The sequence below is a fragment of the Shewanella sp. SR44-4 genome (assembly GCF_014163715.1).
Lineage (GTDB): Bacteria > Pseudomonadota > Gammaproteobacteria > Enterobacterales > Shewanellaceae > Shewanella.
The window spans coordinates 45,167-70,796 of record NZ_JACJDU010000008.1 but is presented as its reverse complement, the minus strand read 5'-3'; the positions used below and the strand labels follow the sequence as shown (position 1 = coordinate 70,796).

Sequence of the window (25,630 nt, the reverse complement as noted above, 5' to 3'; positions counted from 1 at the left end):
GTAATGTAGAGGCTTTTTCTGTCTAATAATCAACAGAATTGCTGTTTTAGCCTAGCCAATAATGTGGTAATTATTACAGGGCATCGGCTTTATGACTTATAGCTGGTTAACTAGAACGCGTAACTGACATTTAATTCTAGTGAGCGACCCGCTCCGGCTATTTGTTGAAAACCGTTACTGCTGTCAGCTTTATAATCAGCGATACTGACACCGCCCAGTGGCAGTTGATAATACTCATCCAGTAGATTTTTCACTGCAATTGTCATTGTGGCATCATGCCATTGGATACTGCTGCTTAAATTAAGCAGTGAGTAACTGTCAGTTGTGTTTTCTAAACGCTGTTCATCCACGCGATCTTTACTTGCAACCCATTGCCAACTGAACCTATTTTGCCAATCACCTAGCTGTTGTTGCAAAGCTAACTCTGTTTGCAAAGGTTTTATTTGATACAGCGGTTGGTCGTTGTCATCTCTTTCGCCGCGCGTTGCGTTGATGTTAGCGTTAATGAGCCATTTACCCGTGTCGTTGTCTGCTAGTTGATATTCAGCATCAATGCGTGCACCAAACAAGTTAGCGTTCACATTTGTAAACTGTAAAATATGACGACGATTACTATCGATGCTTGTGCGATTAAAACTGCTGACCACATTGGCATCAATAAAATCGTTAATGCTGCTGTACCAAGCTGTTGCACTAAATGCTAAATCATCTTGTACTCGCTTGTAAGCCATACTCAATGTATGTGCAGTTTCTGTACTAAGGTCTGGATTGGCTATGTAGCCGTTTGCATCGCCGTACCAGCCAATCATCGTTGTGGCCATGGTGCTTTGGCCCCAGCTATATCGCTCATATAAATTGGGTGCGCGGTTCTTTCGGGCTAAACCAAGCTCTATCACTTCAGTATCGCTGAGTTGATAGCGAGCAAGAAGGGTGGCATCGATGTTATTGTCATTGCGCTTTCGATAGAGGTCATTAAATTCATCTGCGGCTATGGCATTAACATTGGTCATGCCCATCATGCTCATGGTGTTATAAGGCTGAACCTCACCTGTGCTGGTTGATACGTATTCATAACGAACACCTGCAGACAGCCACCAACGTGTATTAAGTGTTTGTTGCCACTCGCCATAAAGAGCTACACGTTGACGTTCGCCATCATTAATATTGACGTAATCATTTGGGCCCATCATGGCTGAACCTTCAATCGCAGGCCATGTATCATCAAGTTGATAAATATAATATTCTTGGCCAATTAATAAGGTGCTGTCTGAGCTCATTGGTAGCTGCCAATGCAGTTGGTAACTGTAATCTTTACCCTTAGTTTTCATTGGCATCATGCCGGTTTTTTCATCGGTAAAGAAGCCCATTTGATGCTCGACATTGTGCCAGTTCGCTTGGGCAGTGAACTCGCCTTCATTTTCCAGCGTTCGTTGATAGCGCACTAATGCGCCATAACTGTCATTATTCGTCATGTCCATATACTGGTTAGCGAAACCTTGAAAGGGGATATGTTGATGGGTCAATTTGACAGCAATTTGTTGAATGTCATCTTGCCAAGCAGCGGTTAATGCATGATTTTGTGATTGGTATAAGGTGTCTAGTACTTTATCGCCGTGGCCGTCGGTATAGCTGTTTGCATCTTCAAATGATCCTTGGTAACTAAAGCTTAATGTTTTACTCGCAACTGTGGCATTTACACCTGCGAGAATGGCGTCATTGGTGCTTCGGTAACCACTAGATATGTTACCACTTTGCCATGTCACATTGTCACTATCGGTAAATACAGAGGTTAAGCTAGTGACGTTAATTACGCCGGCAATATTATCGCCACCGGCGCTCACCGGAGAGACTCCAGCAACCACTTGGGTCGAACTAATGTGATTGGCTGACACATAAGAAAGTGGCGGGTTCATCTGGTTTGCACATGATGAGGTAATATCACTGCCATCAATGAGCACCTTAATGCGATCGCCCATCATGCCATTTAAAATCGGTAATGCCGATACGCCACCTGCTTCAGAAAAGTCTACTCCTTGCTTTTCAAGTAAGCTTTGGGCTGAGCCGAGTAAGTCTTTGTTAGTCGTGTTTTGTCCATGTACTTCAACCCGCTCAATGCCTTCACTATTTTGCTTATCGTACTGCTCAGCCATTACTTGAGGTGTAATAGCAAACATTATAGTCAATGAAATTGATGAGTAAACCCATGGGTAATTTGTATTTGATTTAATGGTTTGGATTGCTTTATTTGCCAAAGTCATCACCTTTATTGTTATTTTTATCAACCTTTGATGAATATATTTCAAAGGTGTTTGTCAGTTTTTTGAAATTATAATCTACTAATAAATATGATGAATGCGACATAGTGTCGCACCTTGATAAATACCTGTCTGTGGTGATGGATGAACCATGGGGATATCAATAACCTCATATTAGTTTCTGGTATGTGGATTGATAACTTTTGTATGAAATGATTATTTTAGTGCTTGTTATTTAGCGACAAGCTTGCTTATACTGCGGGACATCTTGTCGGAGTGCCATTATGGCTGAGACCGTTTATTCGGGATCCGTTGAACCTGATCAGGCTAGAACCTGCGAAGGAAACAAGCGTAATAATCATGATAGTTGGGAAGATAAATAACGTATTAACAAGACCGTAAATGGACGTTTACCTCCGAGTTTTTTATCGGTTTATATATCCAGTTACGTTATTACTTTAGTATTTTTCTATGTGATTATTGACGTAAGCAATAGTATTTTTATCGTTTACTGCTGCTATCAACACCTCTCCAGACAAGCAACTCTACTCTTAATATTGAGGTTGCTAATGTCAAATCCAAACCGTCGTCAAACTCGAGCTAACGCTCAACAATTTATTGATACTCTTAAACCGTTACAACATCCTAATTCAGAAAAAGTCTATTTAACCGGTAGTCGTGCTGATATCAACGTCGCTATGCGCCAAGTGAATCAAACTGATACCGTCATTGGTGGTACTGACGCTGAACCCATTAAACAAGCCAATCCGCCGATAATGGTTTATGACTGCGCGGGTGCTTATTCTGATCCCCTTGCCGATATTAATGTGCGTGAAGGCTTACCTAAAATCCGTCAAGCATGGATTGATGAGCGACAAGATACTGAGCAATTAACGGGTGCAAGTTCGGGCTTTACCCAACAGCGGCTGGCCGATGATGGACTCGATCATTTACGCTTTGACGCCCTTGTCGCGCCTAAACGTGCCAAGTCTGGCAAATGCGTGACCCAAATGTATTATGCTCGTCAAGGTATTATTACCCCCGAAATGGAATACATTGCCATTCGTGAAAACATGGCTCGCGCTGAAGTAACCGATAGCGTATTGACTCAAAAAGCGCCAGGTGAGGCTTTTGGTGCGCATATTGGGCAACTTATCACTCCTGAGTTTGTCCGTGATGAAGTCGCTCGAGGTCGAGCGATTATTCCGTTGAATATTAACCATCCTGAAACCGAACCTATGATTATTGGGCGTAATTTTTTGGTGAAGGTGAATGCCAATATTGGTAATTCAGCGGTGACATCTTCGATTGAAGAAGAAGTTGAAAAACTGGTGTGGTCAACCCGTTGGGGTGCAGATACGGTCATGGACTTGTCGACCGGACGTTATATTCATGAAACGCGTGAGTGGCTTATCCGTAATTCGCCAGTGCCAATTGGTACCGTGCCGATTTATCAAGCATTAGAAAAGGTTAATGGCGTTGCCGAAGACCTCAGTTGGGCAGTATTTAGAGATACATTGATTGAACAAGCCGAGCAGGGCGTAGATTATTTTACGATTCATGCTGGGGTGTTATTGCGTTATGTACCCATGACCGCTAAACGCCTTACCGGCATTGTGTCACGTGGCGGTTCAATTATGGCTAAGTGGTGTTTAAGCCACCATCAAGAAAGTTTCTTATATGAACATTTTCGTGATATTTGCCAGATTTGCGCCCAATACGATGTGTCATTGTCGTTAGGCGATGGTATGCGCCCCGGTTCAATTGCCGATGCCAATGATGAAGCGCAATTTGCGGAATTAGAAACCTTAGGTGAATTGGTCAAAATTGCATGGGAATATGATGTGCAAACCATCATCGAAGGCCCTGGTCATGTGCCAATGCAATTGATTAAAGTCAATATGGAAAAGCAATTGGCCCTTTGTGACGAAGCACCATTTTATACCTTAGGCCCACAAACAACCGATATTGCGCCGGGCTATGATCACTTCACCTCTGGTATCGGCGCTGCCATGATGGCTTGGTACGGCGTGGCGATGTTGTGTTACGTCACCCCCAAAGAACACTTAGGTTTGCCAAATAAAGAAGATGTAAAACAAGGCTTAATTGCCTACAAGATTGCAGCTCATGCTGCTGATGTCGCTAAAGGTCATCCAGGTGCGCAAGTACGTGATAATGCGTTATCAAAAGCCCGCTTTGAATTCCGTTGGGAAGATCAATATAACCTAGGTCTTGATCCTGATACCGCTCGTGCTTACCACGACGAATCGTTACCACAAGAATCGGCAAAAGTGGCTCACTTTTGTTCAATGTGTGGACCTAAATTCTGTTCGATGAAAATAACCCACGAAGTGCGTGAATATGCCGCGAATCTTGAACAAGCTGAAGCACTTAAGATTGAAGTATCTTCCGCTAGTGCTTATCAAGCTCAACATACGGCTCAAGCCATAAATCCGGCGGAAGCGATGGCACAAAAGTCGGCAGAGTTCAAAGCGTCGGGATCGGCGCTTTATCATGACGTCAAATCTGTCGCACAAGTTGATACTGACTTAACGGTTGAGGTGGAATAATCGCCATGAATTCATCGACATTTGTCAGTGAATCCATAACGCAAACCCCACCCATTGTCTGGACCATAGCGGGTTCTGACAGTGGTGGTGGTGCAGGGATTCAAGCTGATTTATTAACTTTGCAAGACTTGTCGTGTCACGGGTGTAGCGTAATAACCACATTAACCGCACAGAACTCAGTCAGTGTGAGTCTTGTTGAAACCGTTTCTGAATCCATGTTGTTGGCTCAGTTCAGCAGTTTACTTGCCGATCTGCCGCCAGTGGCGATTAAAATTGGCCTGTTGGCATCCCAAGCACAGGTGGACCTATTAGCTGGCTGTTTAGCTCAAATGCGTGCTACTCAGATGATGGTACCTTTTGTGGTGCTTGATCCTGTCATGGTCGCCAGTAGTGGTGCGCACTTTAATCCTATCGATCTCGATTTTAGTCCTCTCATTGGCTTAATTGATTTACTAACGCCTAATCAGCAAGAATTGAAACGTTTATGTTCTCCGTATGCGTTAGCGCAATATTGTGATGTCGATAACAAGGTTGCTCAGCAACAGCAAATGATCTGCGATGCCAAATTGTTAGCCGATACATTTAAATGCAATGTGCTCGCTAAAGGCGGTGATGCTCAATGGCAGCAACAATATGCAATAGATGTATATGTGAGTAAAAACGTTAAAGGTGCCAGTATTACACACAGTAATGCGGTGTTTATGCTAAGTAGCCAGCGGATAGCAACCACCAATAATCATGGCAGTGGTTGCACATTATCATCTGCCATAGCGTGTTTTATTGCCCATGAGTTCGTGATTCATGATGCTATTGTGCTGGCAAAAGCCTACGTCAATAAGGGACTTACTTTAGGCGTAAGCCTTGGTCAAGGACCTGGTGTCTTAGCCCGTACTGGTTGGCCTGATGATTTAGGCATGATGCCATCAATCAAGTTGGTATCTTCTGAGCATCTCGCTGATGATTCGTGCAAGCAAGCTGCACCGAATGGTTTTAAATCACTGCATCAACCCTTGGGGATTTATCCTGTTGTAGCTGATATCGATATGCTTAAACAATTGTTAAAAGCGGGCTGTAAGACGGTTCAATATCGTGCCAAGTTAGCTATTAATATCGATACTGATGACAGCCATGTATTACAAGGATTAACACTCGAAGCCAATATCATTGAGGCCATCAAACTCGGTCGCGAATATCATGCTCAGTTGTTTATTAATGATCATTGGCCACTGGCGATTAAACACGGTGCGTTTGGGGTTCATTTAGGCCAAGAAGATATGGCAACTGCAGATTTAACCGCGATAGCTGCTGCTGGAATGGCGTTAGGGCTATCGAGTCACAGTTATTTTGAAGCCTTATTCGCCCACCAATGTTCGCCTTCATATATTGCTCTTGGGCATATTTTTGCTACCACGACCAAGCAAATGCCTTCCGCGCCTCAAGGGCTCAGTAAACTTAAACGTTATGCCAGTTTATTTGCGCGCCATTATCCTACCGTTGCTATTGGCGGGATCGATCTCAGTAATTTGGCGTTGATTGCGGATACCGGCGTTGGTGATGCTGCCGTTGTAAGAGCGGTGACTACTGCTGACGATCCGGCGAAGGCTTATCGAACTTTGCATCATAAATGGTTGCAGCTTACCCGACCTTTACCTAAAGCTAATTTATCTCAGGAGGGCGTATGAGTACTTTATCTGATCGAGATTATATTCAGTATTCGCGCACCATGTTACTGAGCGATATTGGAGAAGCAGGGCAGCTTGCCATTATGAATAGCGCTGTAGTGATCATTGGTGTTGGAGGCTTAGGGCATTTAGTGGCGCACTATTTAGCAGCCGCGGGTGTTCAGAAAATACTGTTAATTGATCATGATGTGGTTGAACTATCCAATCTACCAAGGCAACTCCTGTTCAGGGCCGCTGATATTGGCAAAGCCAAAGTCAGCATTGCAAAAAATGTGCTTAGTAGCGCTTACCCTGAAATCACCATCGATGTGCTAGCACAACGAGTTACATCAGCGCATTTTAATCAGCTTGTTAAACGATTTGCGGTAAAACCTGTGGTGTTTGATTGCACTGATAATGTGAGTGCGAGGCAACTGATAAACCAAATGTGTGTACAGCATCAGTTAACCTTGGTTAGTGGTGCTATCAGTGCATATCAGGGGCAATTATTTTGTATCGATTTTTCCCACACACATTCGCATTCATACAGCGGTTGCTATTGTTGTTTATATCCACTTGATACCCCCATTATGCAAAATTGTACTCAAACTGGAGTGCTAGGGCCTGCTGTGGGTATTATCGCCAGTATGCAAGCGCTGGTGGGCCTTCAGCACATCTGCAATACCTTTACCCAATATGGTGTTCTACATCGATTTAATGGTAAGGATTTACGCTGGCAGCATGCCCAAATGAGTCAAGACCCACAATGTGAAGTATGTCATCAATATCCATTAACTGATCATCAGGAGCGGTCTAATGTCACAAACTGATCCCCTCGAGCTAATAACCCTGCACCTTAATGGTGTCGAGCAACATGTTCGGGCCAATTTGAATTTGGCTGAACTACTTATACTCAGCGATTTACCCACTCAAGGAGTGGCCGTTGTGGTCAACGATACTGTTGTGCCTCGAAGTCGTTGGATGCATATAGTGTGTCAAGCCGATGACAATATCACCGTCTTTTCTGCCGTTGCTGGAGGTTAATGATGTTAACGATAGCCGATCATCAATTTTCGTCTCGGTTACTCACCGGAACGGGAAAATTTTCAGATCACAATACAATGTTACAAGCGATAGCAAGTTCTGGGTCGCAGTTAGTCACCTTAGCGATGAAGCGGATTGATTTGACTCGCGGCCATGACAATTTACTCGGTCCTTTGCAAAGTATGGGGGTTAAAGTATTACCCAATACCGCTGGTGCGCGTAATGCCAAAGAAGCCATTTTTGCTGCTGAACTCGCTTATGAAATGTTGGGCACTAAATGGATTAAACTTGAAATTCATCCCGATCCCAAATACCTCATGCCCGATCCAATTGAAACATTGATTGCGGCTCAATACTTATGCGAACAAGGCTATATTGTTATGCCTTATGTGCATGCCGATCCAGTATTGTGTCGGCGCTTAGAAGAAGTCGGTTGCGCTGCGGTTATGCCACTCGGCAGCCCAATAGGCAGCAATCAAGGCTTAGCGACGGAAACATTCTTAAGCATTATTATTGAACAGGCCAATATTCCGGTAATAGTAGATGCTGGCATTGGCGCACCTTCACAAGCTTGCAGAGCTATGGAAATGGGCGCTGCAGCAGTATTGGTAAATACCGCGATTGCAAGTAGTGCCAATCCCCAACAAATGGCTAAATGTTTTGCTGATGCAGTTGCAACAGGAAGACAAGCATATCTTGCTGGATTAGGGGCAGTGAACAACCATGCTAACGCGACCAGTCCTTTGACCGGATTCTTGTCAGAACCATCAATCAATTCGCTTGCAAAGTCAGTGAATGGTAAGGGGGGATAACATGACGTATTCAAGCGTATTTTCGCAATTAGCCCCCGATGCGTTATCGATGAAGCTGTATTCGACTACTGCCAAAGACGTTGAGCGGGCTTTGAAAAATCCAAGCGGTAATCTTGATAGCTTGTTGGCATTATTATCTCCAGCCGCAATGGCATATATTGAACCGATGGCGCAGCAAGCAGCTCAGCTGACTCGGCAGCGATTTGGTGCCAATATCGGTCTTTTCTTACCCTTATATTTATCAAACTTATGCGCCAACGAGTGCGATTATTGTGGCTTTAGTATGAGTAACAAGGTCAAGCGTAAAACCCTTAACAGAGATGAACTAGCAGCCGAAATGGCGATTATTAAACAACGAGGCTTTGATTCGATATTATTAGTGTCTGGTGAGCATGAAACTAAAGTTGGAATGGGGTATTTTGAGTCCGTGTTACCACTCGTTAACACGGCTTTTAATTATGTAGCAATGGAAGTTCAACCATTAGAAACTGAACAGTATCAGCGTCTTGGCAAATTAGGCGTTGATGCCGTTATGGTCTATCAAGAAACCTATCGTCCACATACTTACGCTCAACATCATACACGCGGTAAAAAACAAGATTTTATCTATCGTTTAGATACCCCAGACAGAGTTGCTCAAGCGGGAATTGATAAAATTGGCCTAGGTGTATTACTTGGGTTAGATGATTGGCGACTCGATGCATTGCTAATGGGGCATCATCTTGATTATTTGGAAAAAACCTATTGGCGCAGTCGCTACAGTATTTCATTACCTCGTTTACGTCCGTGTACTGGCGGTATTACACCAAAAGTTGAATTAACCGATGCAGGATTAGTGCAAATGATCTGTGCGTTTAGATTGTTTAACTCTCAACTTGAAATCAGTTTATCAACGCGTGAGCTGCCGTCGCTGAGGGATAATTTACTCCCTTTAGGCATTACCCACATGAGTGCTGGAAGCTCTACTCAACCAGGTGGTTATATGTCGCCAGACAGCCAACTTGATCAATTTGAAATCAGTGATAACCGCTCTGTTGAACAGGTTATTTCACAAATTAAATTACGAGGGATGAATCCAGTATGGAAAGATTGGGAGATGGGTTGGGTTAACGGCTAACTTTTGTTTGAAAACTGTACATATTAGTCGGTTTAGGCCATAATAAATCGACTTTTTTAAAATCAGGAGCAGTATTATGCAAGTTCAATCAGCCTATGCGTCAGGTATGCAGGGATTGCAAAGTGCTCAACAAGGTTTAGCGCAAGCAACAACATCTGTTGCGATGCCAGATCAACAAAAACCGGCTGTGTCTAATTCACCAAGCCAAGATACTGTGACCTTAAGTTCTCGTGCTGTTGGGCAAACTGACACCACATCAGCTTTAGTGTCTGCGACTGAATCATCCAACCAAGCTCAAGCATCTGCTAAAGTGATTGAAGTAGCTTCTGAGACTGTTGGTAGTTTGATTGATATTGAAGTGTAATCATGAATGCGGCGATGGTTTCTGCAAACACTGGGGCAGTTAATAATACTGCCCAACTTAACCACCGCAATTCATTGTCCACGCCGCAAGCTCAACCACATACACAAGCAATCAATAGTGCTCAAACAACAAATAGCATTCAAGCCAGTAACCCTCGATCTGCCCCTACTATTTCTATAGACATTCAATCTGGAAATATTCAGTCAGGTTCAGTTAAAAACAGCTCGCTCAAATCCAGTTCATTTCAAACTACGGTCACATCAACAGCGGCGTTTAAGGTACCGATAGACCTTAAACCCACTATAAGCACAGATACTCAGCATAACTCTACATCTAGCTTAACTGCGAGCAATGAAACCAAGTCTCAAAAAATCATTATTGCTGATACATTCAATAGTTACAGCTTAAAAAGTGGTCCACTTAATCTTACTGGAGTATTAAATCGTTCACCTACTCCAATCCAGGCAACTGATACCGTTGCTGGGACATTTGTGAGTACCGATACACCAGCCGCAACGAGTCATGGTGAAGCCGTTAATGCTCAACAGCCAGCAGTTAATATCTTTAATCAACCCTCGGATGCTTCAGCGACAGAAACAAATACTTCAGCTGTAGCGACAAATAGTACGGACCAAAATTCAACAGTGGATGATCCGTCAGTCAATGCAGAATCTCAAACATCAAACCGTCAAGCTGAAACAGCAACTCAACAAGTTGAGCAACAGGAAAAAGACAAACAACAACAAATTGAACAAGCTGAAATTAAACAAATTGATCAACTGGCACAACGAGATACCGAAGTTAAAACCCACGAACAAGCCCACGCAGCAGTGGGAGGCAGTTTGGCACAAAGCCCGAGTTATCAATATGAAAAAGGCCCCGATGGACGTCGCTATGCGGTGGATGGTGAGGTCAATATCGATGTGTCTACTGTTGATGGTGATGCGCAAGCAACGTTAAGTAAAATGCAGAAAGTGTATGCCGCTGCGATGGCGCCAGTACAGCCGTCAATGGCTGATATTCGTGTGGCGGCGCAAGCATTACAAAACATGAATGAAGCAAAGAAAGAGTTAATAACAAGTAATTCAGATGCTTTGTCATCAACAACAACGAATACTTCCATATCGCAAAACAGTCAAACTTTAACCAATGATCCTCTTAATGCTGATGATTCAAACATGAGTTTATTGTCTCCAAATCGTTCATTATCAGCAGAACAGCGTCATTCTACTATGGCAAACGACACTGCAGCAGTTGACGATTCAACTAGTCAGTCTCTACCTTTCCCAGAACGTTATTCACAACAGCATCAATCCATCGAAATCTACGTGTAGTTTTTTTCGATGTCTCTGCAGTATGCATTCAACACCAACTAAATTCGATAATTTAGCGATGGTAAATTATCTGAACTCGATATTAACTACTTAATCAGAACTTGGCTGAACGCATCCTAGTATCGCAAGCCAAATCATAATGCCCTATGTATATTTTGCCAAATGAGCTAATTTATATGGATGCTAAGATGTTTAATTGAAAGTGCAGGGAACAATGATTTTTCAGCGATTTGTGCAAGATAAGGATTCACGAGCATGACAAAAATCATGTGTTATGTAGAAGCTGACTTGAATAAGTCGCCATATTGATTAAATATCTACAACACCAAATCTAAGTAAACTTTTGTATACTGATAATCAGCCATTAAAAGGTAAGTTATGCTGTTTTAAAATTAAGCTTTCTAATAACTTACAAGCAGGGCCTTGCTGATCGCGATTAGGGACAACCAGATTCAATATTGCTTTTCGATTATTACCTCCACGCAAATGAAGACGGATGAGTTGTTTATTTTGCAATTCTTGCTGCACAACAAAGTTCGGGATCCAACAAAAGCCAATGTTACGCGCTAAAATCGATTTTGCCTCATGAAAGTTTGATACAGTCCAACGTTGTTCCGCTTTAAGCCAACCAATATCATTGGTTGCATTTATTCCCGTATCTTTAATCACAATTTGTAAATGCTGGGCTAACTGCTTGTCATCATCAATGCGTTCTAATTGCGCAAGCGGATGGTCTGGATGACACACAAGTTCAAAATTTAATTCACATAATGGCTCTGCAATATGGCCTTTGGGTGGTGTAGCGCAAATAGCAATGTCGACTTCATTATTAAGCACAAGTTCATGAGTGCCAGTGATCACCGAGTCGATAATCGTTACCCTTGTACCACGACTTTGAGGTAAAAATTCGCTTAGAGCTGCCACTAGAGTGCCCATCGGATAAATGATTTCTCTGGCAATGGTAAGGTTAGGTTCCCAACCTTGTCCTAAATTTGAGGCTAATTGTTCTAGCTCTTCAACAGATTGAGTTAAATGACGAGAACGACGTAATAACACTTCTCCTTGCTCGGTTAAATAGGCTTTGCGGCCTTTTACTTCGAGTAAGTTAATCCCCAGTTGATGCTGCAACTTGGCCACCGCATGGTTTAGTGACGATTGGCTCTTGTTGAGCTTTTCTGCAGCCTGAGCATAGCCTCCAAAATCAACGACAGCTTGGACAATTCGCCATTGTTCTAAGGTTGATTTAGCTCGGCTCATTAAGTGTTCTCTTTATTGTTGAGTAAAAATGACGGAAAATCATAGCTTTGTTTGAAATAAAAAAGGCAAATGCACTGCATTTGCCTCAAACGTATCACTGCTAATATTTAGTGTGATTTAGCATCGTTCATAGACGCTTTAGGCTTAACAAGTTTTGGTAAGTATTTCTTGGTACTAGAAATATTATTTAAATATGGTCCTTTATGTAACGTTTCAGGCCAATCTAATAACATCATTGCTAATACGTTTCTGTGTTCACCAGAAGATAATTCAACTTTGCCATGTGGTGAGGGGATCATCATCGTTTTAGGATCGTAAGCCGCAATCACATGCTTTTTCACTTTCTCTACAACTGGGTTATCGCCGTTACCAGTAATTAAGAAACTAATACCCACTTCAGTAATAATATCTTCAGTAGTATCGGTTAAAATGCGATCAATGTTGTTTTCAAAGTAATCTAAAATCCACTGATACTCTTTTGGATCTACTGGATGTTGATAATACTCGCTAGCTGAAAAAATAAAGTGAGTCATACCATAAACTTTGTTTTTATATTGGCCTTTTTTGAGCTTATCATCATTACTATCTGGATAGGTTTTAATGAAAGCTTGTTTGTAAGCTTGGTAATAGTCGCCAACACCGATTTGCTTGGCCCAATATACATAGTTGATTAACTGCGCGGCCCAAGCTTTGATCATTTTTGGATCAGTGAAAGCGGGTTCTAAATTAGCACTTTTTAGGGTTTTTATCATTAAATCATGACAAGGTCCGGTAAAGCCAAACTCATCGACTCGACTGGCATAGCGCAATAGCACATCGGTATATAACATAAAGTTAGGGTAGGGAGCGATGGCTTCCTTACGGGCGGTAGCCCGTGGGCCAGAGCCTAATTTATCCGCTTCAATTTTTGATTCACTTTTAATAAAACCGGGTTTATCCAGATTACAAGAATAGTATGCTTGGCGCTCTGCAATGGTGAGCAAATCGATTAATGAACCGTTAGCGTATTTTGCTTCCCCAGTCATACGGAATTGACGTATAGCATAATGGCCTTGTACACGAGGCGGTAATGAATAAAGATTGGTTTCTAAATTGGTTTTAATGCCTTGATAAACTTGGTCAGCCGTTAACTTATGTGGTGTTTTTTCAACGGACTCTTTTGCGAACGCCACACTACTAAACAACGTAGCTGATAATAGTAAGTACGAGAGTGTTTTACTCTTGCGTAGTTCCAGCATGTTTAAATCTCCTGATAAGTGAATGTGGGTCTATTGGTGGGCCAATAAGCTGCTCAAGTTGATCGTCTAAAGTTAAATGTGTTTCGTTTACAACCAATAAATTAAATATCGCGCGAGTCGATATATTGGTCGGTGTGTCAGCAATGATTAATTGAGTCAATGCGGTTTGCCATAAAGGAAGATAATGATTAATTCCTTCATTAGCAATAGCTTGATAACTATATATTGCGTCCGTTGCATTTGGCCATGGTAGGCCAAAGCTTTGCTCAAAAGCCACTGATAGTGGTTGATTATGACTTAACCAAATATCCTGCTGTGTACCTTTGAAATTACCTTTATATTGATAAAAAGCCAGTGAAACCTTTGTCCTAAATACCCATAATTGCTGTTGATATTGTGCTGCTAATTGGTGTCTTTTAGGCAATTGGGATAAGTTCAGCTGTTGTGTAATGTAGTGTGCTAACCACTGTGTTGCAATCGCATGGGCATCAGTGTTTTGTGCTCTATTGGTAATAAAATAAAACTGCCCACCTTGCGCCAAGGATACTATTGCTTGGCTTAATCTGTTAATTAATTTTTGTTGTTGTTTCACATGGATTAATTGCGATGGAAAACTTAGTGAATATTGGCCAAATTGATGACCGACAACAGTTTGTTTTATCAATTGACCATCTATATTTAATGGTTTGTGCTGCTTATCTTGTGGGTAGGTGAAAATTTCACCCAGTAATCGCTGTTGGTGCCAAACGCGGATGAGGTGTGGCTCACTTAAGCTGCTATGTTGACTGTCAGTAAGCGATGTCGTTTTATTTATTTTAGGATCGTCTATTTTATCATCGTCTATTGTGATCAGTTCAAACTTGAGATCTAAAGCTTTAAGGCTTTCGAATATTTGCTGTAAAAATGCATCCGTAGTAATCGATTTTATAGCCGATGAATTACTTACCCGACTAAGGGCATGGGCAATATTCCATGGCGCGATACCAAGATTACTTGTTTGGCTGGCTAAGAATTGCTCTAACAACGGCGGGGTTAGCCCATGAGATGAGAGTTGTGCCTGTGCGGTATTATCATAGTCTTGAAGAATTGCGTGCTGCTGTTGTAATTGATGGATCAATGCAAGCGCTGGAGCTTGTTTGTCTTTTGCGCGAATTTGATAGGCAAGCCAAACCTGTTTTCTACAGTGTTCATTGGGTTGTGTAATTAAATATTTAGCAATACGAATATCAATATTAGTATTGCTGCTCTCTGAACTAAGTTCATTGGATATTACACAGTCTTGCTGATTAAATTGCATGCTAAAGAGTCGTTGAGACAATGCTTGATTATTGCTTGCCTGGGCGCTGTGCAGTTTTGACTTTTCGATTAGCTCCCACTGTGATTGTCTTATGGCGACTAAGCGTTGTCCTAATTGATCATAAGGCGGTCGAAGCTGTAACAACTGATCAATTAAGCGTTGGGTATTGGCTGCTGTAGCTAACGCATAAAGTTCATCGGCAAGGTGTAATTGGCACCATAATAAGCCTTGCCTATTTAGGCTGTCGTTGGCGAAAGGGCGGTAATATTGAATTCTGTCGTTGATATTATTTAACGCAATTGTGCGCTTTTCAAATTCAACAGCTTGTTGTTCAACAGACTGAAAAGAAACAAGCTTGTCTTGTCCTAAATCAGGTTGATATTGTAAGCACTGTTCGACGAACAGTGCTAAGGGATTAGCCACAGCGCTTGCTGTGGCTAAAAGATTAAAAAATAGGGTTGCTACAAAAATGCTTTTTAGCATAAGCCACGCGTTCCTCAACTGACATTGTTGAGCTTTTCATCGCTTCTACATGCTTAAGTCGAGGTAAAATCCCTCTACCATTGGCAATTTGAATGGTTAGACCAGGACGGGCATTCAATTCAAGTAACAGTGGGCCTTTGTTTTTATCTAACACCATGTCAGTCCCTAAATACCCGAGCTCACACATTTCATAGGCACTTGATGCTGTGTGGAGTAAGGTTTCCCAATGAGGAACTTTGATGTTCGACAGTGGAAAGTGAGTATCAGGATGCTTATCAACGGGTAAGTCAAATTGCACAGCATGCAAACTGTGTCCGGTAGCGATATCTAAGCCAACACCTACAGCGCCTTGGTGTAAGTTAGCTTTACCATCTGATGCAGCAGTTGATAAACGTAACATTCCCATGACAGGAAAGCCTTTAAACACAATTAAGCGGATGTCTGGGACACCCTCATAACTTAAGCCTTCAAAGACTGGGTCAAATTCAATTAACCCTTCAACAATTGCGACATCAGGCTTACCGCCGAGAGAGAATAAACCACTTAAAATGTTAGATACATGGCGATAAATTTCGCTATGAGTCACTTCGTGGCCATTGGGCTTGTAATAACAGCCATTACTCACTCTGGTGATCACCATAATGCCTTTACCGCCAGAACCTTTTGCTGGCTTTATCACAAAACCGCTACGGTCGAGGACCATAGCTGGAATTTCTTGGATTTTATGTTGTTCATGAACAACCCCAATTAAATCGGGAACGGCTATGCCATTAGCAAGCGCAAGTTGCTTAGTAATTAGTTTGTCATCAACGCGTTTATAAAACTTACGCTGATTATAACGACCAATATAGCTAATATTGCGCCTGTTCATGTTGAGTACACCGCTACGGCTCAATTCCCAGGGCCAGGCGTACTTCATTATTGCTCTCCAACTAATGGTTTAAAGCGTTTCAATTCAGTTAAACGGTAACCTGTGTACTGTCCCATCACTAATACCAACGCTAAAATCACTAAGTGAATGCCTAAGAAGTTGAATACCCAATGCTGAACTAATTGGTTGTCCATGGCTAAGTACGCCAATGTGGCCACAAATAAGCTACCGCCACCTGATACAAAGACTTTCTTAGGGCCTTCTTCTTCCCACAGAATAGACATGCGCTCAATGGTCCACGCAAGAATGATCATCGGGAAGAAGGTAATCGTTAAGCCTTCACTTAAGCCTAATTTGAATGAAATTAAGGTAAATAAGCCGATAATAAAAATAACCACAATAATTACCGCCGATATTCGGGATATGAGCAGTAAGTTAAGCGTCGACAGATAGGAACGGATCATTAAACCAAAGGCAACAATAAGCAAAAAGCCAATTAAGCCGGTTAGTAGGGTCGTTTGAATAAACGCCAGAGCGATCAATACCGGCATAAAAGTACCAGATGTTTTGATGCCGACAATGACGCGTAAGAACACCACGACTAATACCCCAATTGGGATTAACAGAATGCCCTTAAATGTGCTTTGTTCTTCAAGCGGTAACTGATACAAAGAGAAATCCATTGCATCGTCATTCATCATCATGTCGATAGAGGTGGCTAATGCTGAACGAGTATCTTGCAGCATTGAGAAGTTAACTAATGAGCTAGTCCCTCCCATAACATCAAGTACTGAGTGGCCAGTGTATTCCCATAATACTAAAGTATTGTCACGGCCTTTTTTGTTGTTTGGAACGTCAAAAAGTTCCCATTGACCGTTATTGTAAACTTGAACGTATGATGTGAGCTGCTGACGACGTCGTTGATCTTCAAGTTGCAAACCGTTAACAATACGTGCAGGTACCCCTTTTGAGTGCAACATGTGCACAAACAAATTGGTTGAGGTGTTAGCCGATAATAACAACGCCATATTTTGGCTCTGATCGTTATCGTTAATCAAATTCATTAACTGCTGAGCAAACGACAGGTTAGTAGCACTGCGAGCCCAGACTTCTTCAATGACTTGCTCTGCTGCTGATTTCTCTGTTGCAGGCCATGAATATAATTCTGGCGTGGCAGGTTCTTCGACGGCTTCAATATTAAGCTTGCCTGTGGGTACCAAAGTGACTCGGTAATACAATGCTTGTGAGCCAGAAGCCTCACGAATAGACCACACGGCGCGACGGTTATTAGTATCTTCTGAAATATTTAAGCCATATCCTGGTGATGATGCATTTTCAACTAAGATGTCAAATGCAGGATCGTTAGGTAATGAGAAATTGACCTCAGCAGGTTGATTCTTTCCATTAAAACTGATTTTGGCATCAACGGCCCAACTTTGTACCTGGTCCCCAGGTAAAAAAGGCACATTGTGTTCGATACCACGATATATGCTGGTGCTGATCCCGATGATAAATAGCAACGCAACGAATATGTAAAACGGTTTACGAGAATGCATTACGGATCCTACTTAATTAACGTGGTAATTTGGTTTTTGGCTTTACCATGAATGTAGATTTGGCCTACATCAACAATGGCAATATCTTTCATAAACTTGCGACCTAGTAATAAAGGATAATCTAGGTGGCTTCGATCCGTTAGGTTTAAATCTGTTTCGGCGGCATATTTACCTATTTTTAAATGGGCATGGATTACTGGACGACGATCATCAGCCGTATCTGCATCTTGTTTAATACGAACAAAGCGTTCAACTTTAGATTCAAAGGTGTTTGCAGGTTGTTCAGTGTTATTAGTTATCACATCATAGCGAACCCACTGTACGCCTTCTCGTTCAAATAATACGATATTGCGTGCGTCTAGAGATGATGACTCTGCACCAGTATCAATGCGTGTGGCAAACTTTAATTTTACTTCATCTATGTAGACACTTTCGACTTCACCAAGTAGAAACTTCTCACCAATAATGGCTTCAGGACATTGCTGTGGGACCGCCACAGGCTTTGGTGTAGGTGGTTGAACAATAATTGTTTTTGGTTTTTGACTCATTGCGGTGCTTACCTGAGTCTTCAACTTTCTAATTTCGTCAGAAAGCGCACTAATGTCATTTGTCTGCTGACTATTTTGTACATTGATGGCATCAATAATGACGGTTTGCGAAACTTGCAAACTGCTATTCAAATCAGCATTGGTCAGCGGTGGTGTTATTGTTTTTTGGGTGGCTGTACAACCCGATAATAGTGCCGCTGCAACGGATAGAGCAATTACCTGCTTTAACATGTCAATTCCTGTTGAATAGTAATATTTATACTAAATCGTGATTCGGTTGGTTCTTTGTTGCAATGATGATAGCCCTCTTAGGCGCGGGATAACCTTCTACGGTTAAACTCACATCATTTGGATCGAGATAATCGACTAGAGATTCATTTTTCATCCACTGGGTGCTGCGTTGTTCTGCTAGTGAGGTGATATCGATATCAACACAACGAATATCAATAAACTCACATTTCTTTAACCATAACATTAAGGCTGCAACTGATGGTATAAACCAAACGTTGTTCATTTTGCCATATCTATCTTGTGGAACAAGTACCGCATTTTCATCGCCATCAATCACCAGTGTTTCAAGTACCAATTCACCACCCACTCTTAATTGGTCACGTAATTGTAGTAAATGATCTATCGGAGAGCGACGATGATAGAGTACGCCCATCGAGAATACGGTATCAAAAGCATCTAATGCGGGTAATTCCTCTATCCCTAATGGCAGCAAATATACCGGGTGCTGATTACCTGCCACTCGCTTGATAGCTTCAAATTGACATAAAAATAATGGCGAAGGGTCAATTCCTACAACACGAGTTGCGCCATCACCTAACATCCGCCACATATGATAGCCACTACCGCAACCAACATCTAACACTGTGCGATTTTTTAATGGTGAAATAAAATTTTTAACTCGGTCCCATTTCCAATCACTGCGCCATTCTGTATCAATTTGAATACCATGAACGGAAAATGGACCTTTACGCCACGGTTGAAACACCGCCAGTAAATTAGTCAGTTTTTCGACTTGTCCTAGGCTGAGTTGTTCCCCGGTTCCAATTGTTACACTGCTGCTAAAATCTATTTTATCCGGTTGAGGATAATGTAATTTATTGAGCACTTTTTCCCATTTAGGTAAATTGCCGTGTTTATGATCTCGTTGCCATTTACCTAAAATTGCCGGTAATGTTTCCAACCAGTGTTGTAGGTTTGAATCAGCAATGTCTTTATAAAAAGAGCTAAAATTGATCATTTAATGGCTACCATAGATGCAAAGTTAAAACATTGAAACCAGACTGAGAAGTGACTAAAGCCGTTTTCAGTTAAGCGTTTTTGGTGGACATTTAAGCTGTCTGGACGCATAACGTTTTCTAATGCACTGCGTTTTTGACTTATTTCGAGCTCACTATACCCATTTGCACGCTTAAAATCTAAATGCTGTTCATCTAATAACTGTTGAATTTGATTATCTTCAAAGAATAATTTTTCTGAAATGACTAAAATTCCACCGGGTAACATACCATCGTAAATACGTTTTATTAGGGCGTCGCGATCATGGGTCGGTAGAAATTGTAGGGTAAAGTTGAGCACCACCATCGACGCATTCTGGATGTCGATATCTCTGATATCAGCACACAATAAATTGACTTGAATGTCGCTGACATACGCAGCAAGATTTTCAGTACAACGCTCAATCATAGACTGGCTATTGTCTACCGCATAAATTTGACATCCGCGCCCTTCAATTTGACGACGAATACTTAATGTCGCTGAGCCTAACGAACTACCGAGATCGTATATATTGCTTTGGGGCGTGACAAAGCGATTAGCAAAATCACCAATGGTATTGATAATTTGTGCGTACCCAGGAACAGAGCGGCGGATCATGTCATTAAATACACCAGCAACACGTTGATCAAATTGAAAATCAGTAATTTGGTCGGTCACATGAGCGTATATCTTATCTTGTTGAGAGTTCATCAGCTGTAATGTGGAAAAGTTAGAAATGTATTTTAGCTAATGATGGTGAACTGCAGCAAGTATCTAGCTAATAATTTGTGAGTTTTTTTTCAAATAGTTGACAATGTTGTTAATGGGACAGGTTTTGAATGCTTATGAATGCTGGTATTATGTGCATAAGCTTCAGAATATTAATTTCTATTCATAAAATTAGCATGACTCAAGACTGAATAATGATATTATTTATTCTTGTAACAAAGTAGCAACAAAGCTGTTTTTTAAGCCATTACAATCATTTTTTTCTAACAGCTAAAATATTTATGGCTTGGAAAACGGTAGTTAATTTAGCCCAAAATGGCAATGAACAAGCTTATTTAATAAATAAGTATAAAAAGTGAAAGTATTAGGGAAAAAACTTGAAATTTATACCTTGGATATTAGCAATATTATTTGCGTGGATATCATTACCTGCGCAGGCAATACATTCAGATAAAGCCAATACGTCAGTACGCCAACTTCCCTTAGTTATCGTGATGGGAGAAGATACTTATCCATTTGAATATTTGGATGAAACGGGAACTCCTGCAGGTATTTTGGTCGATTTGTGGCGCGAATGGTCCATTATTACTGATACCAAAGTGCAATTTGTGTCTCGGCATTGGCAACAGTCACTCGATCAGCTTGAACAGAAAAAAGCAGATGTCCACATTGGCATGTCTCAAAACCAAGCTAGGTTAAAAAAGTTTGATTTTGCCAAACCCTTTACTTCACTCAATACCTATTTATATATTCATAAGTCGCTCAGTAGTAAAAAACAAATTAGTGATTTAGTGCCCTATCAAATTGGTATCGTGAGTGGCTCATCCCATGAAGCAACATTATCAGCGCTAGAACCTAAGCTTAGTTTTAAGCGTTATCAAAATCGTGAACAATTATTACAAGCAGCCGTTAAAGGTGAGTTATTTGTTTTTGCCGGTATTGAAGGATATCAACGCAATTTAGCACTTGAACAAGACATTGCCGCCAATTTTTACAGCTCATCGCGCATACTCATCAAAAAAATCAACTTAGCCCCTGCGGTGGTTAAAGGGGATTTAGAGCTTCTCAACAAAATTAACCATGGTTTTGAATTAATGCCGGCGAAGGTTATTCAGCAAATAGAGCGGCGGTGGTTAGGCTATCATCGACAAACTGCGGGAGTCATTATTGCCATGCAAAATGGTGTCGAGCCTTATGCCGATATCGGCGCTGATGGCTTGCCACATGGAATGTTAGTTGATTTGTGGACTTTATGGTCTGAAAAAACCGGTATCAATATTGATTTTGTGGCGGGTGACATGAGCAGTTCCATTGATGATGTTAAACGTGGTGTTGCAGATGTTCATATTGGTTATCCTGAAAGCCAAGATATGCGCACTGGCTTAAAGCAAGCGTGGCATATTATTTCGGTTAAAAGTCGCTTTTTTAGTTCGAACTTAGCGTTAAGTAGCATTGAAAATACTGCTATGCGGATTGGGGTTTTCCCTACCGCGCCTTATATTAGTGATATTAAAAAAGCATTTCCCAAAGCGCAGTTACGTTTTTATGATTCATTAGACGGCATGGTTAAAGCGGCACGTAAAAATGAAATTAGCGGTTTTGTTTCATCTGCAGCAATGACGTCTCATTACTTATTAGCCAATAAGTTGTGGGCAGAGTTTCGTCAATATACCGATATCGAATTTTCAACAGATATGTATGTTTTAACGCGCATTGATGACAGTGGCTTAGCGGATCGGATTCAAGCTGGATTTAATTTGATTTCTGTTGAAGAACAAATTCAAGTTGAGCGTAAATGGTTAATTAACCCAGACGATCGTTTTTTTGCTAATTCTGCCAATAAAATCAAACTAACAACTCAACAAAAGCAATACGTTAGTAGTCTAGGGGCCATAAAAATGGGTTACCTGAAAAATTGGGCTCCTATGGAGTTTCAGGGTAAAAACGGTGAGTTTTTAGGGGTGAATGCAGACATCAAAAATTTATTGGTTACCCAACTCAATTTAACCATTATCCCGGTGGCTTACGATGATTTTGGCAACATGATGAGCGACCTGGTTAAAGGTGAAATTCATTTAGTAGCCAGTATGGCTAAAACGATTGAGCGCGAAAATACACTGGCATTCTCATTAGCATATTGGCCGTCACCTTGGGCGATAGTCACGTCGTTAACTCAGCCTCCCATTTTTAATATCTCCCAAGTTACCGGTAAACGATTGGCTGTTGTTGATGGCTATCACATTGTCGATCAGCTTCGCCAACAATACCCAGGTATAAAATTAGTGCCTGTTGCAGACACTAAGCAAGGTATGGCAGCGGTTATCACGGGTCGTGCGGATATGTTTGTTGAACAAGTAGCAACATTGGCGACTACGTTAAAAGGTGGCCAATATCCGAGTTTAAAAATGTCTTTATTAGCTGAGTTAACTGAGCAGCATAGCCATATAGGCTTATTTCCGGGCGTCAAAGGTTTAGTGCCTTTGATTGATAGAGTCATTGCGACCATTGATGAAACCGAACAACAGAACATGTATCAAAAATGGGTTTCGCTAGATCTTAATAGTGACACATTACGTTACCAACGTTGGTTGAAAATATTAGTGATTGGTTTGCTAATTATCACCTTAATTGCCATCGTGGTTTTGATGTCGAATCGACGTTTAAATGTCGAAATTCAAAAACGTCTTAAAGCTGAAGAGAACCTTCGATTTATGGCTAATCATGACAATGTTACGGCATTGCCAAATCGCAGTTTACTTGACGATAGATTAGCGCAAGCCACTTTGACTCATCATCGGGATAAATCGAAGTTTGCACTGTTATTTATTGATTTAGATGGTTTTAAAGCAATAAACGATCGGCATGGTCATCATGTGGGGGATAAGTTGCTACAACGTATCGCCTTATTATTAAGCCAACATGTGCGAGATTCTGACACGGTTGCCCGTTTTGGTGGTGATGAGTTTGTGGTGTTATTAAATCATATCGAAGCCAAAGAAAATGCTCGTCAAGTGGCTGAAAATATTTTATTGGGATTAAAGAAACCGTTATTAATCGATGATATCAATGTCACTATTTCGGCCAGCATTGGTATCGCTATTTTTCCTGATGATGCCGATACCGCTGCTTCATTATTGAAAAAATCAGATCAGTTAATGTATCAAGCTAAAAAAGTCGGTGGCCATCAACATAAAATGAGCTAGTTTTTGGTTGATGGTTTTTCCGTCAGTCGATTGAGTTTATTCGCTGTAGGTCTGGTTAATTGCTGCAATCTGATTGATACTTCAATGCATAAGTTTGAGTCACGGTATATAATGCCGTTTTTATCGTTTTCGATTTCCAAAATACCGCTTTGTGGATAAAGGATAGAGTTCAATGCGCAGTCATTATTGTGGAGACATTAATACGTCTCATCTAGGTCAAGAAGTTACTTTAGTTGGTTGGGTTAACCGTAGTCGCGATTTAGGCGGAGTTGTGTTTTTAGACTTACGCGATAGAGAAGGGCTAGTTCAAGTTGTTTTTGACCCAGATCTAAAAGACGTTTTTGATATAGCCAGCACATTGCGCAGTGAGTTTTGTGTTCAAATTAAAGGTGTTGTGCGCGCTCGTCCTGATAGCCAAGTCAATTCACAAATGAAAACCGGTGCGATTGAAATTTTAGGTACGCAACTGACAGTGATTAATGCTTCAGCGCCTTTACCTTTAAGCATGGATAATTATCAAAATAACAGTGAAGAACAACGCTTAAAATACCGTTATTTAGATTTACGTCGCCCAGAAATGGCCGAGCGTCTTATCTTCCGCGCTAAGGTCACCAGTTCTGTTCGTCGCTTCTTAGACACCAATGGCTTTTTAGATATCGAAACGCCTATTTTGACCAAAGCCACTCCAGAAGGTGCGCGAGACTATTTAGTCCCAAGTCGAACTTATAAAGGTCAATTTTTTGCTTTGCCTCAATCACCACAGCTGTTCAAACAGTTGCTAATGATGTCTGGTTTTGACCGCTACTATCAAATTGTTAAGTGTTTTCGCGATGAAGATTTACGTGCAGATCGCCAACCTGAATTTACTCAAATCGATATTGAAACCTCATTCATGTCTGCCGAACAAGTCATGGAAAAAACTGAGCAAATGATGCGCGGTTTGTTTCAAGATTTATTGAATGTTGATTTAGGTGATTTTCCTCGCATGACCTACGCCGAAGCAATGAAGCGTTATGGTTCTGATAAGCCTGATTTACGTAATCCACTTGAATTAGTTGATATTGCTGATTTGGTTAAAGATGTTGAGTTTGCGGTATTTAATAGCCCTGCAAATGATGTCGAAGGTCGCGTTGCGGCACTACGTATTCCAACAGGTGCGTCATTATCTCGTAAACAAATTGACGATTACACTAAATTTGCCGGCATTTATGGTGCTAAAGGTTTAGCGTGGATGAAAATAAATGACTTAGCTGCAGGCATGGATGGTATTCAGTCGCCTGTACTTAAGTTTTTAACTGAATCTATTGTTAACGACATCATCAGCCGTACAGGTGCACAAACCGGCGATATCATCCTATTTGGTGCAGACAAAGCCAATGTGGTTGCTGAAGCATTGGGCGCCTTGCGCTTAAAAGCTGGCGAAGATTTCAAGTTACTTGAAGGACAGTGGCGCCCAATGTGGGTTGTCGACTTCCCAATGTTTGAGAAAATTAACGGTGGATTCCACGCGGTTCATCATCCATTTACTGCGCCTCGCGGTATTAGCCCTGCAGAATTAGCAGCAGATCCAGCAGCAGCTATTTCAGATGCCTACGATATGGTATTGAATGGTTGTGAATTAGGTGGCGGCTCAGTGCGTATTCATAACGCCGAAATGCAAAGTACAGTATTCAGTATTTTAGGTATTGAAGCTGAAGAAGCACAAGAAAAGTTTGGCTTCTTACTTGAGGCGTTACGTTACGGTACACCTCCACACGCGGGTTTAGCGTTTGGTTTGGATCGTATTGTCATGTTGATGACCGGCGCAAGCTCGATTCGTGACGTAATGGCATTCCCTAAAACGACTACCGCGGCATGTCCATTAACTAACGCTCCTGGTTTTGCTAACCCAGTGCAGTTAACGGAATTGGGTATTGCGGTGATTGAAAAGGTTAAAACTGAAGAGTAAACATTATTGTTCAGCGTAATACGCTCTTAAATAGGGCACCACATACCGAGGCTGCTGCCTCGGTATGTTTTTGACAA

At 41.5% G+C, this 25,630-nt stretch carries 19 protein-coding genes and 1 riboswitch; of the genes, 10 read left to right on the top strand and 9 right to left on the bottom strand.

Annotated elements, in window-relative coordinates; all coding sequences use genetic code 11:
* Positions 1–110: 110 nt before the first annotated feature.
* Positions 111–2,258: a TonB-dependent siderophore receptor gene (locus H5125_RS06020; protein ID WP_182743764.1), complete on the bottom strand. Its 2,148-nt coding sequence runs from the start codon at positions 2,256–2,258 to the stop codon at positions 111–113.
* Between the two features lie 259 nt (positions 2,259–2,517).
* Positions 2,518–2,617: riboswitch (TPP riboswitch) on the top strand.
* A 207-nt stretch (positions 2,618–2,824) separates the two neighbouring features.
* Between H5125_RS06020 and thiC the strand changes: the two genes are divergently transcribed.
* From thiC to H5125_RS05980, 8 genes are all read left to right on the top strand, one after another.
* Positions 2,825–4,825 (top strand): phosphomethylpyrimidine synthase ThiC, encoded by a 2,001-nt coding sequence (gene thiC / locus H5125_RS06015; RefSeq protein ID WP_101087007.1) that lies wholly within the window; start codon positions 2,825–2,827, stop codon positions 4,823–4,825.
* A gap of 5 nt (positions 4,826–4,830) precedes the next feature.
* On the top strand, positions 4,831–6,507 hold the full coding sequence (locus tag H5125_RS06010) for a bifunctional hydroxymethylpyrimidine kinase/phosphomethylpyrimidine kinase (protein ID WP_182743763.1): 1,677 nt from the start codon (positions 4,831–4,833) through the stop codon (positions 6,505–6,507).
* The gene (locus H5125_RS06005) at positions 6,504–7,316 is read left to right on the top strand and encodes a HesA/MoeB/ThiF family protein (protein ID WP_182743762.1); all 813 of its coding nucleotides are present in this window, start codon (positions 6,504–6,506) and stop codon (positions 7,314–7,316) included. The genes H5125_RS06010 and H5125_RS06005 overlap by 4 nt, the downstream gene beginning before the upstream one ends.
* On the top strand, positions 7,303–7,530 hold the full coding sequence (gene thiS / locus H5125_RS06000) for a sulfur carrier protein ThiS (RefSeq protein ID WP_182743761.1): 228 nt from the start codon (positions 7,303–7,305) through the stop codon (positions 7,528–7,530). Before H5125_RS06005 ends, thiS begins: the two co-directional genes overlap by 14 nt.
* Before the next feature lie 2 nt (positions 7,531–7,532).
* Positions 7,533–8,342, top strand: coding sequence for a thiazole synthase (locus H5125_RS05995; RefSeq protein WP_182743779.1), 810 nt, complete (start codon positions 7,533–7,535; stop codon positions 8,340–8,342).
* 1 nt (position 8,343) lies between these two features.
* The gene (gene thiH / locus H5125_RS05990) at positions 8,344–9,459 is read left to right on the top strand and encodes a 2-iminoacetate synthase ThiH (protein WP_182743760.1); all 1,116 of its coding nucleotides are present in this window, start codon (positions 8,344–8,346) and stop codon (positions 9,457–9,459) included.
* A gap of 76 nt (positions 9,460–9,535) precedes the next feature.
* The gene (locus tag H5125_RS05985) at positions 9,536–9,823 is read left to right on the top strand and encodes a chemotaxis protein (protein ID WP_182743759.1); all 288 of its coding nucleotides are present in this window, start codon (positions 9,536–9,538) and stop codon (positions 9,821–9,823) included.
* Positions 9,824–9,825: 2 nt separating this feature from the next.
* Positions 9,826–11,157: a putative metalloprotease CJM1_0395 family protein gene (locus H5125_RS05980; protein WP_182743758.1), complete on the top strand. Its 1,332-nt coding sequence runs from the start codon at positions 9,826–9,828 to the stop codon at positions 11,155–11,157.
* Between the two features lie 357 nt (positions 11,158–11,514).
* Here the strand turns inward: H5125_RS05980 and H5125_RS05975 are convergent, their stop codons facing one another.
* The 8 genes from H5125_RS05975 to cmoA form a co-directional block, all read right to left on the bottom strand.
* Positions 11,515–12,414, bottom strand: a complete 900-nt coding sequence (locus H5125_RS05975; protein ID WP_182743757.1) for a LysR family transcriptional regulator — start codon at positions 12,412–12,414, stop codon at positions 11,515–11,517.
* A gap of 107 nt (positions 12,415–12,521) precedes the next feature.
* Complete coding sequence (locus H5125_RS05970) at positions 12,522–13,652, bottom strand: DUF3541 domain-containing protein (RefSeq protein WP_101087016.1); 1,131 nt, start codon at positions 13,650–13,652, stop codon at positions 12,522–12,524.
* Positions 13,630–15,432, bottom strand: coding sequence for a hypothetical protein (locus H5125_RS05965; RefSeq protein WP_182743756.1), 1,803 nt, complete (start codon positions 15,430–15,432; stop codon positions 13,630–13,632). Before H5125_RS05965 ends, H5125_RS05970 begins: the two co-directional genes overlap by 23 nt.
* Positions 15,395–16,351, bottom strand: coding sequence for an alpha-L-glutamate ligase-like protein (locus H5125_RS05960; protein ID WP_101087018.1), 957 nt, complete (start codon positions 16,349–16,351; stop codon positions 15,395–15,397). The genes H5125_RS05965 and H5125_RS05960 overlap by 38 nt, the downstream gene beginning before the upstream one ends.
* On the bottom strand, positions 16,351–17,859 hold the full coding sequence (locus H5125_RS05955) for an inactive transglutaminase family protein (RefSeq protein ID WP_101087019.1): 1,509 nt from the start codon (positions 17,857–17,859) through the stop codon (positions 16,351–16,353). The genes H5125_RS05960 and H5125_RS05955 overlap by 1 nt, the downstream gene beginning before the upstream one ends.
* Positions 17,860–17,867: 8 nt before the next feature.
* Positions 17,868–18,638 (bottom strand): ATP-dependent zinc protease, encoded by a 771-nt coding sequence (locus H5125_RS05950; protein ID WP_101087020.1) that lies wholly within the window; start codon positions 18,636–18,638, stop codon positions 17,868–17,870.
* A gap of 25 nt (positions 18,639–18,663) precedes the next feature.
* Entirely contained in the window at positions 18,664–19,656 is a 993-nt protein-coding gene (gene cmoB / locus H5125_RS05945) for a tRNA 5-methoxyuridine(34)/uridine 5-oxyacetic acid(34) synthase CmoB (protein ID WP_162023259.1), read from the bottom strand.
* Entirely contained in the window at positions 19,653–20,384 is a 732-nt protein-coding gene (cmoA, locus tag H5125_RS05940) for a carboxy-S-adenosyl-L-methionine synthase CmoA (protein WP_101087022.1), read from the bottom strand. Before cmoA ends, cmoB begins: the two co-directional genes overlap by 4 nt.
* A gap of 395 nt (positions 20,385–20,779) precedes the next feature.
* Between cmoA and H5125_RS05935 the strand changes: the two genes are divergently transcribed.
* Complete coding sequence (locus tag H5125_RS05935) at positions 20,780–23,605, top strand: diguanylate cyclase domain-containing protein (protein ID WP_182743755.1); 2,826 nt, start codon at positions 20,780–20,782, stop codon at positions 23,603–23,605.
* A 172-nt stretch (positions 23,606–23,777) separates the two neighbouring features.
* Positions 23,778–25,553 (top strand): aspartate--tRNA ligase, encoded by a 1,776-nt coding sequence (gene aspS, locus H5125_RS05930; protein WP_182743754.1) that lies wholly within the window; start codon positions 23,778–23,780, stop codon positions 25,551–25,553.
* Positions 25,554–25,630: the final 77 nt, after the last annotated feature.

Excerpts from the sequence above, each read along its gene's own strand:
- aspS (WP_182743754.1), top strand. The coding sequence starts at position 23,778 with ATGCGCAGTCATTATTGTGGAGACATTAATACGTCTCATCTAGGTCAA.
- H5125_RS05955 (WP_101087019.1), bottom strand. The coding sequence starts at position 17,859 with ATGCATTCTCGTAAACCGTTTTACATATTCGTTGCGTTGCTATTTATC.
- H5125_RS05970 (WP_101087016.1), bottom strand. The coding sequence starts at position 13,652 with ATGCTGGAACTACGCAAGAGTAAAACACTCTCGTACTTACTATTATCA.
- thiS (WP_182743761.1), top strand. The coding sequence starts at position 7,303 with ATGTCACAAACTGATCCCCTCGAGCTAATAACCCTGCACCTTAATGGT.
- H5125_RS05980 (WP_182743758.1), top strand. The coding sequence starts at position 9,826 with ATGAATGCGGCGATGGTTTCTGCAAACACTGGGGCAGTTAATAATACT.
- H5125_RS05985 (WP_182743759.1), top strand. The coding sequence starts at position 9,536 with ATGCAAGTTCAATCAGCCTATGCGTCAGGTATGCAGGGATTGCAAAGT.
- H5125_RS06020 (WP_182743764.1), bottom strand. The coding sequence starts at position 2,258 with ATGACTTTGGCAAATAAAGCAATCCAAACCATTAAATCAAATACAAAT.
- H5125_RS05975 (WP_182743757.1), bottom strand. The coding sequence starts at position 12,414 with ATGAGCCGAGCTAAATCAACCTTAGAACAATGGCGAATTGTCCAAGCT.
- cmoA (WP_101087022.1), bottom strand. The coding sequence starts at position 20,384 with ATGAACTCTCAACAAGATAAGATATACGCTCATGTGACCGACCAAATT.
- H5125_RS06010 (WP_182743763.1), top strand. The coding sequence starts at position 4,831 with ATGAATTCATCGACATTTGTCAGTGAATCCATAACGCAAACCCCACCC.
- cmoB (WP_162023259.1), bottom strand. The coding sequence starts at position 19,656 with ATGATCAATTTTAGCTCTTTTTATAAAGACATTGCTGATTCAAACCTA.
- H5125_RS05965 (WP_182743756.1), bottom strand. The coding sequence starts at position 15,432 with ATGCTAAAAAGCATTTTTGTAGCAACCCTATTTTTTAATCTTTTAGCC.
- H5125_RS05950 (WP_101087020.1), bottom strand. The coding sequence starts at position 18,638 with ATGTTAAAGCAGGTAATTGCTCTATCCGTTGCAGCGGCACTATTATCG.
- H5125_RS05960 (WP_101087018.1), bottom strand. The coding sequence starts at position 16,351 with ATGAAGTACGCCTGGCCCTGGGAATTGAGCCGTAGCGGTGTACTCAAC.
- H5125_RS05995 (WP_182743779.1), top strand. The coding sequence starts at position 7,533 with ATGTTAACGATAGCCGATCATCAATTTTCGTCTCGGTTACTCACCGGA.
- thiC (WP_101087007.1), top strand. The coding sequence starts at position 2,825 with ATGTCAAATCCAAACCGTCGTCAAACTCGAGCTAACGCTCAACAATTT.
- thiH (WP_182743760.1), top strand. The coding sequence starts at position 8,344 with ATGACGTATTCAAGCGTATTTTCGCAATTAGCCCCCGATGCGTTATCG.
- H5125_RS06005 (WP_182743762.1), top strand. The coding sequence starts at position 6,504 with ATGAGTACTTTATCTGATCGAGATTATATTCAGTATTCGCGCACCATG.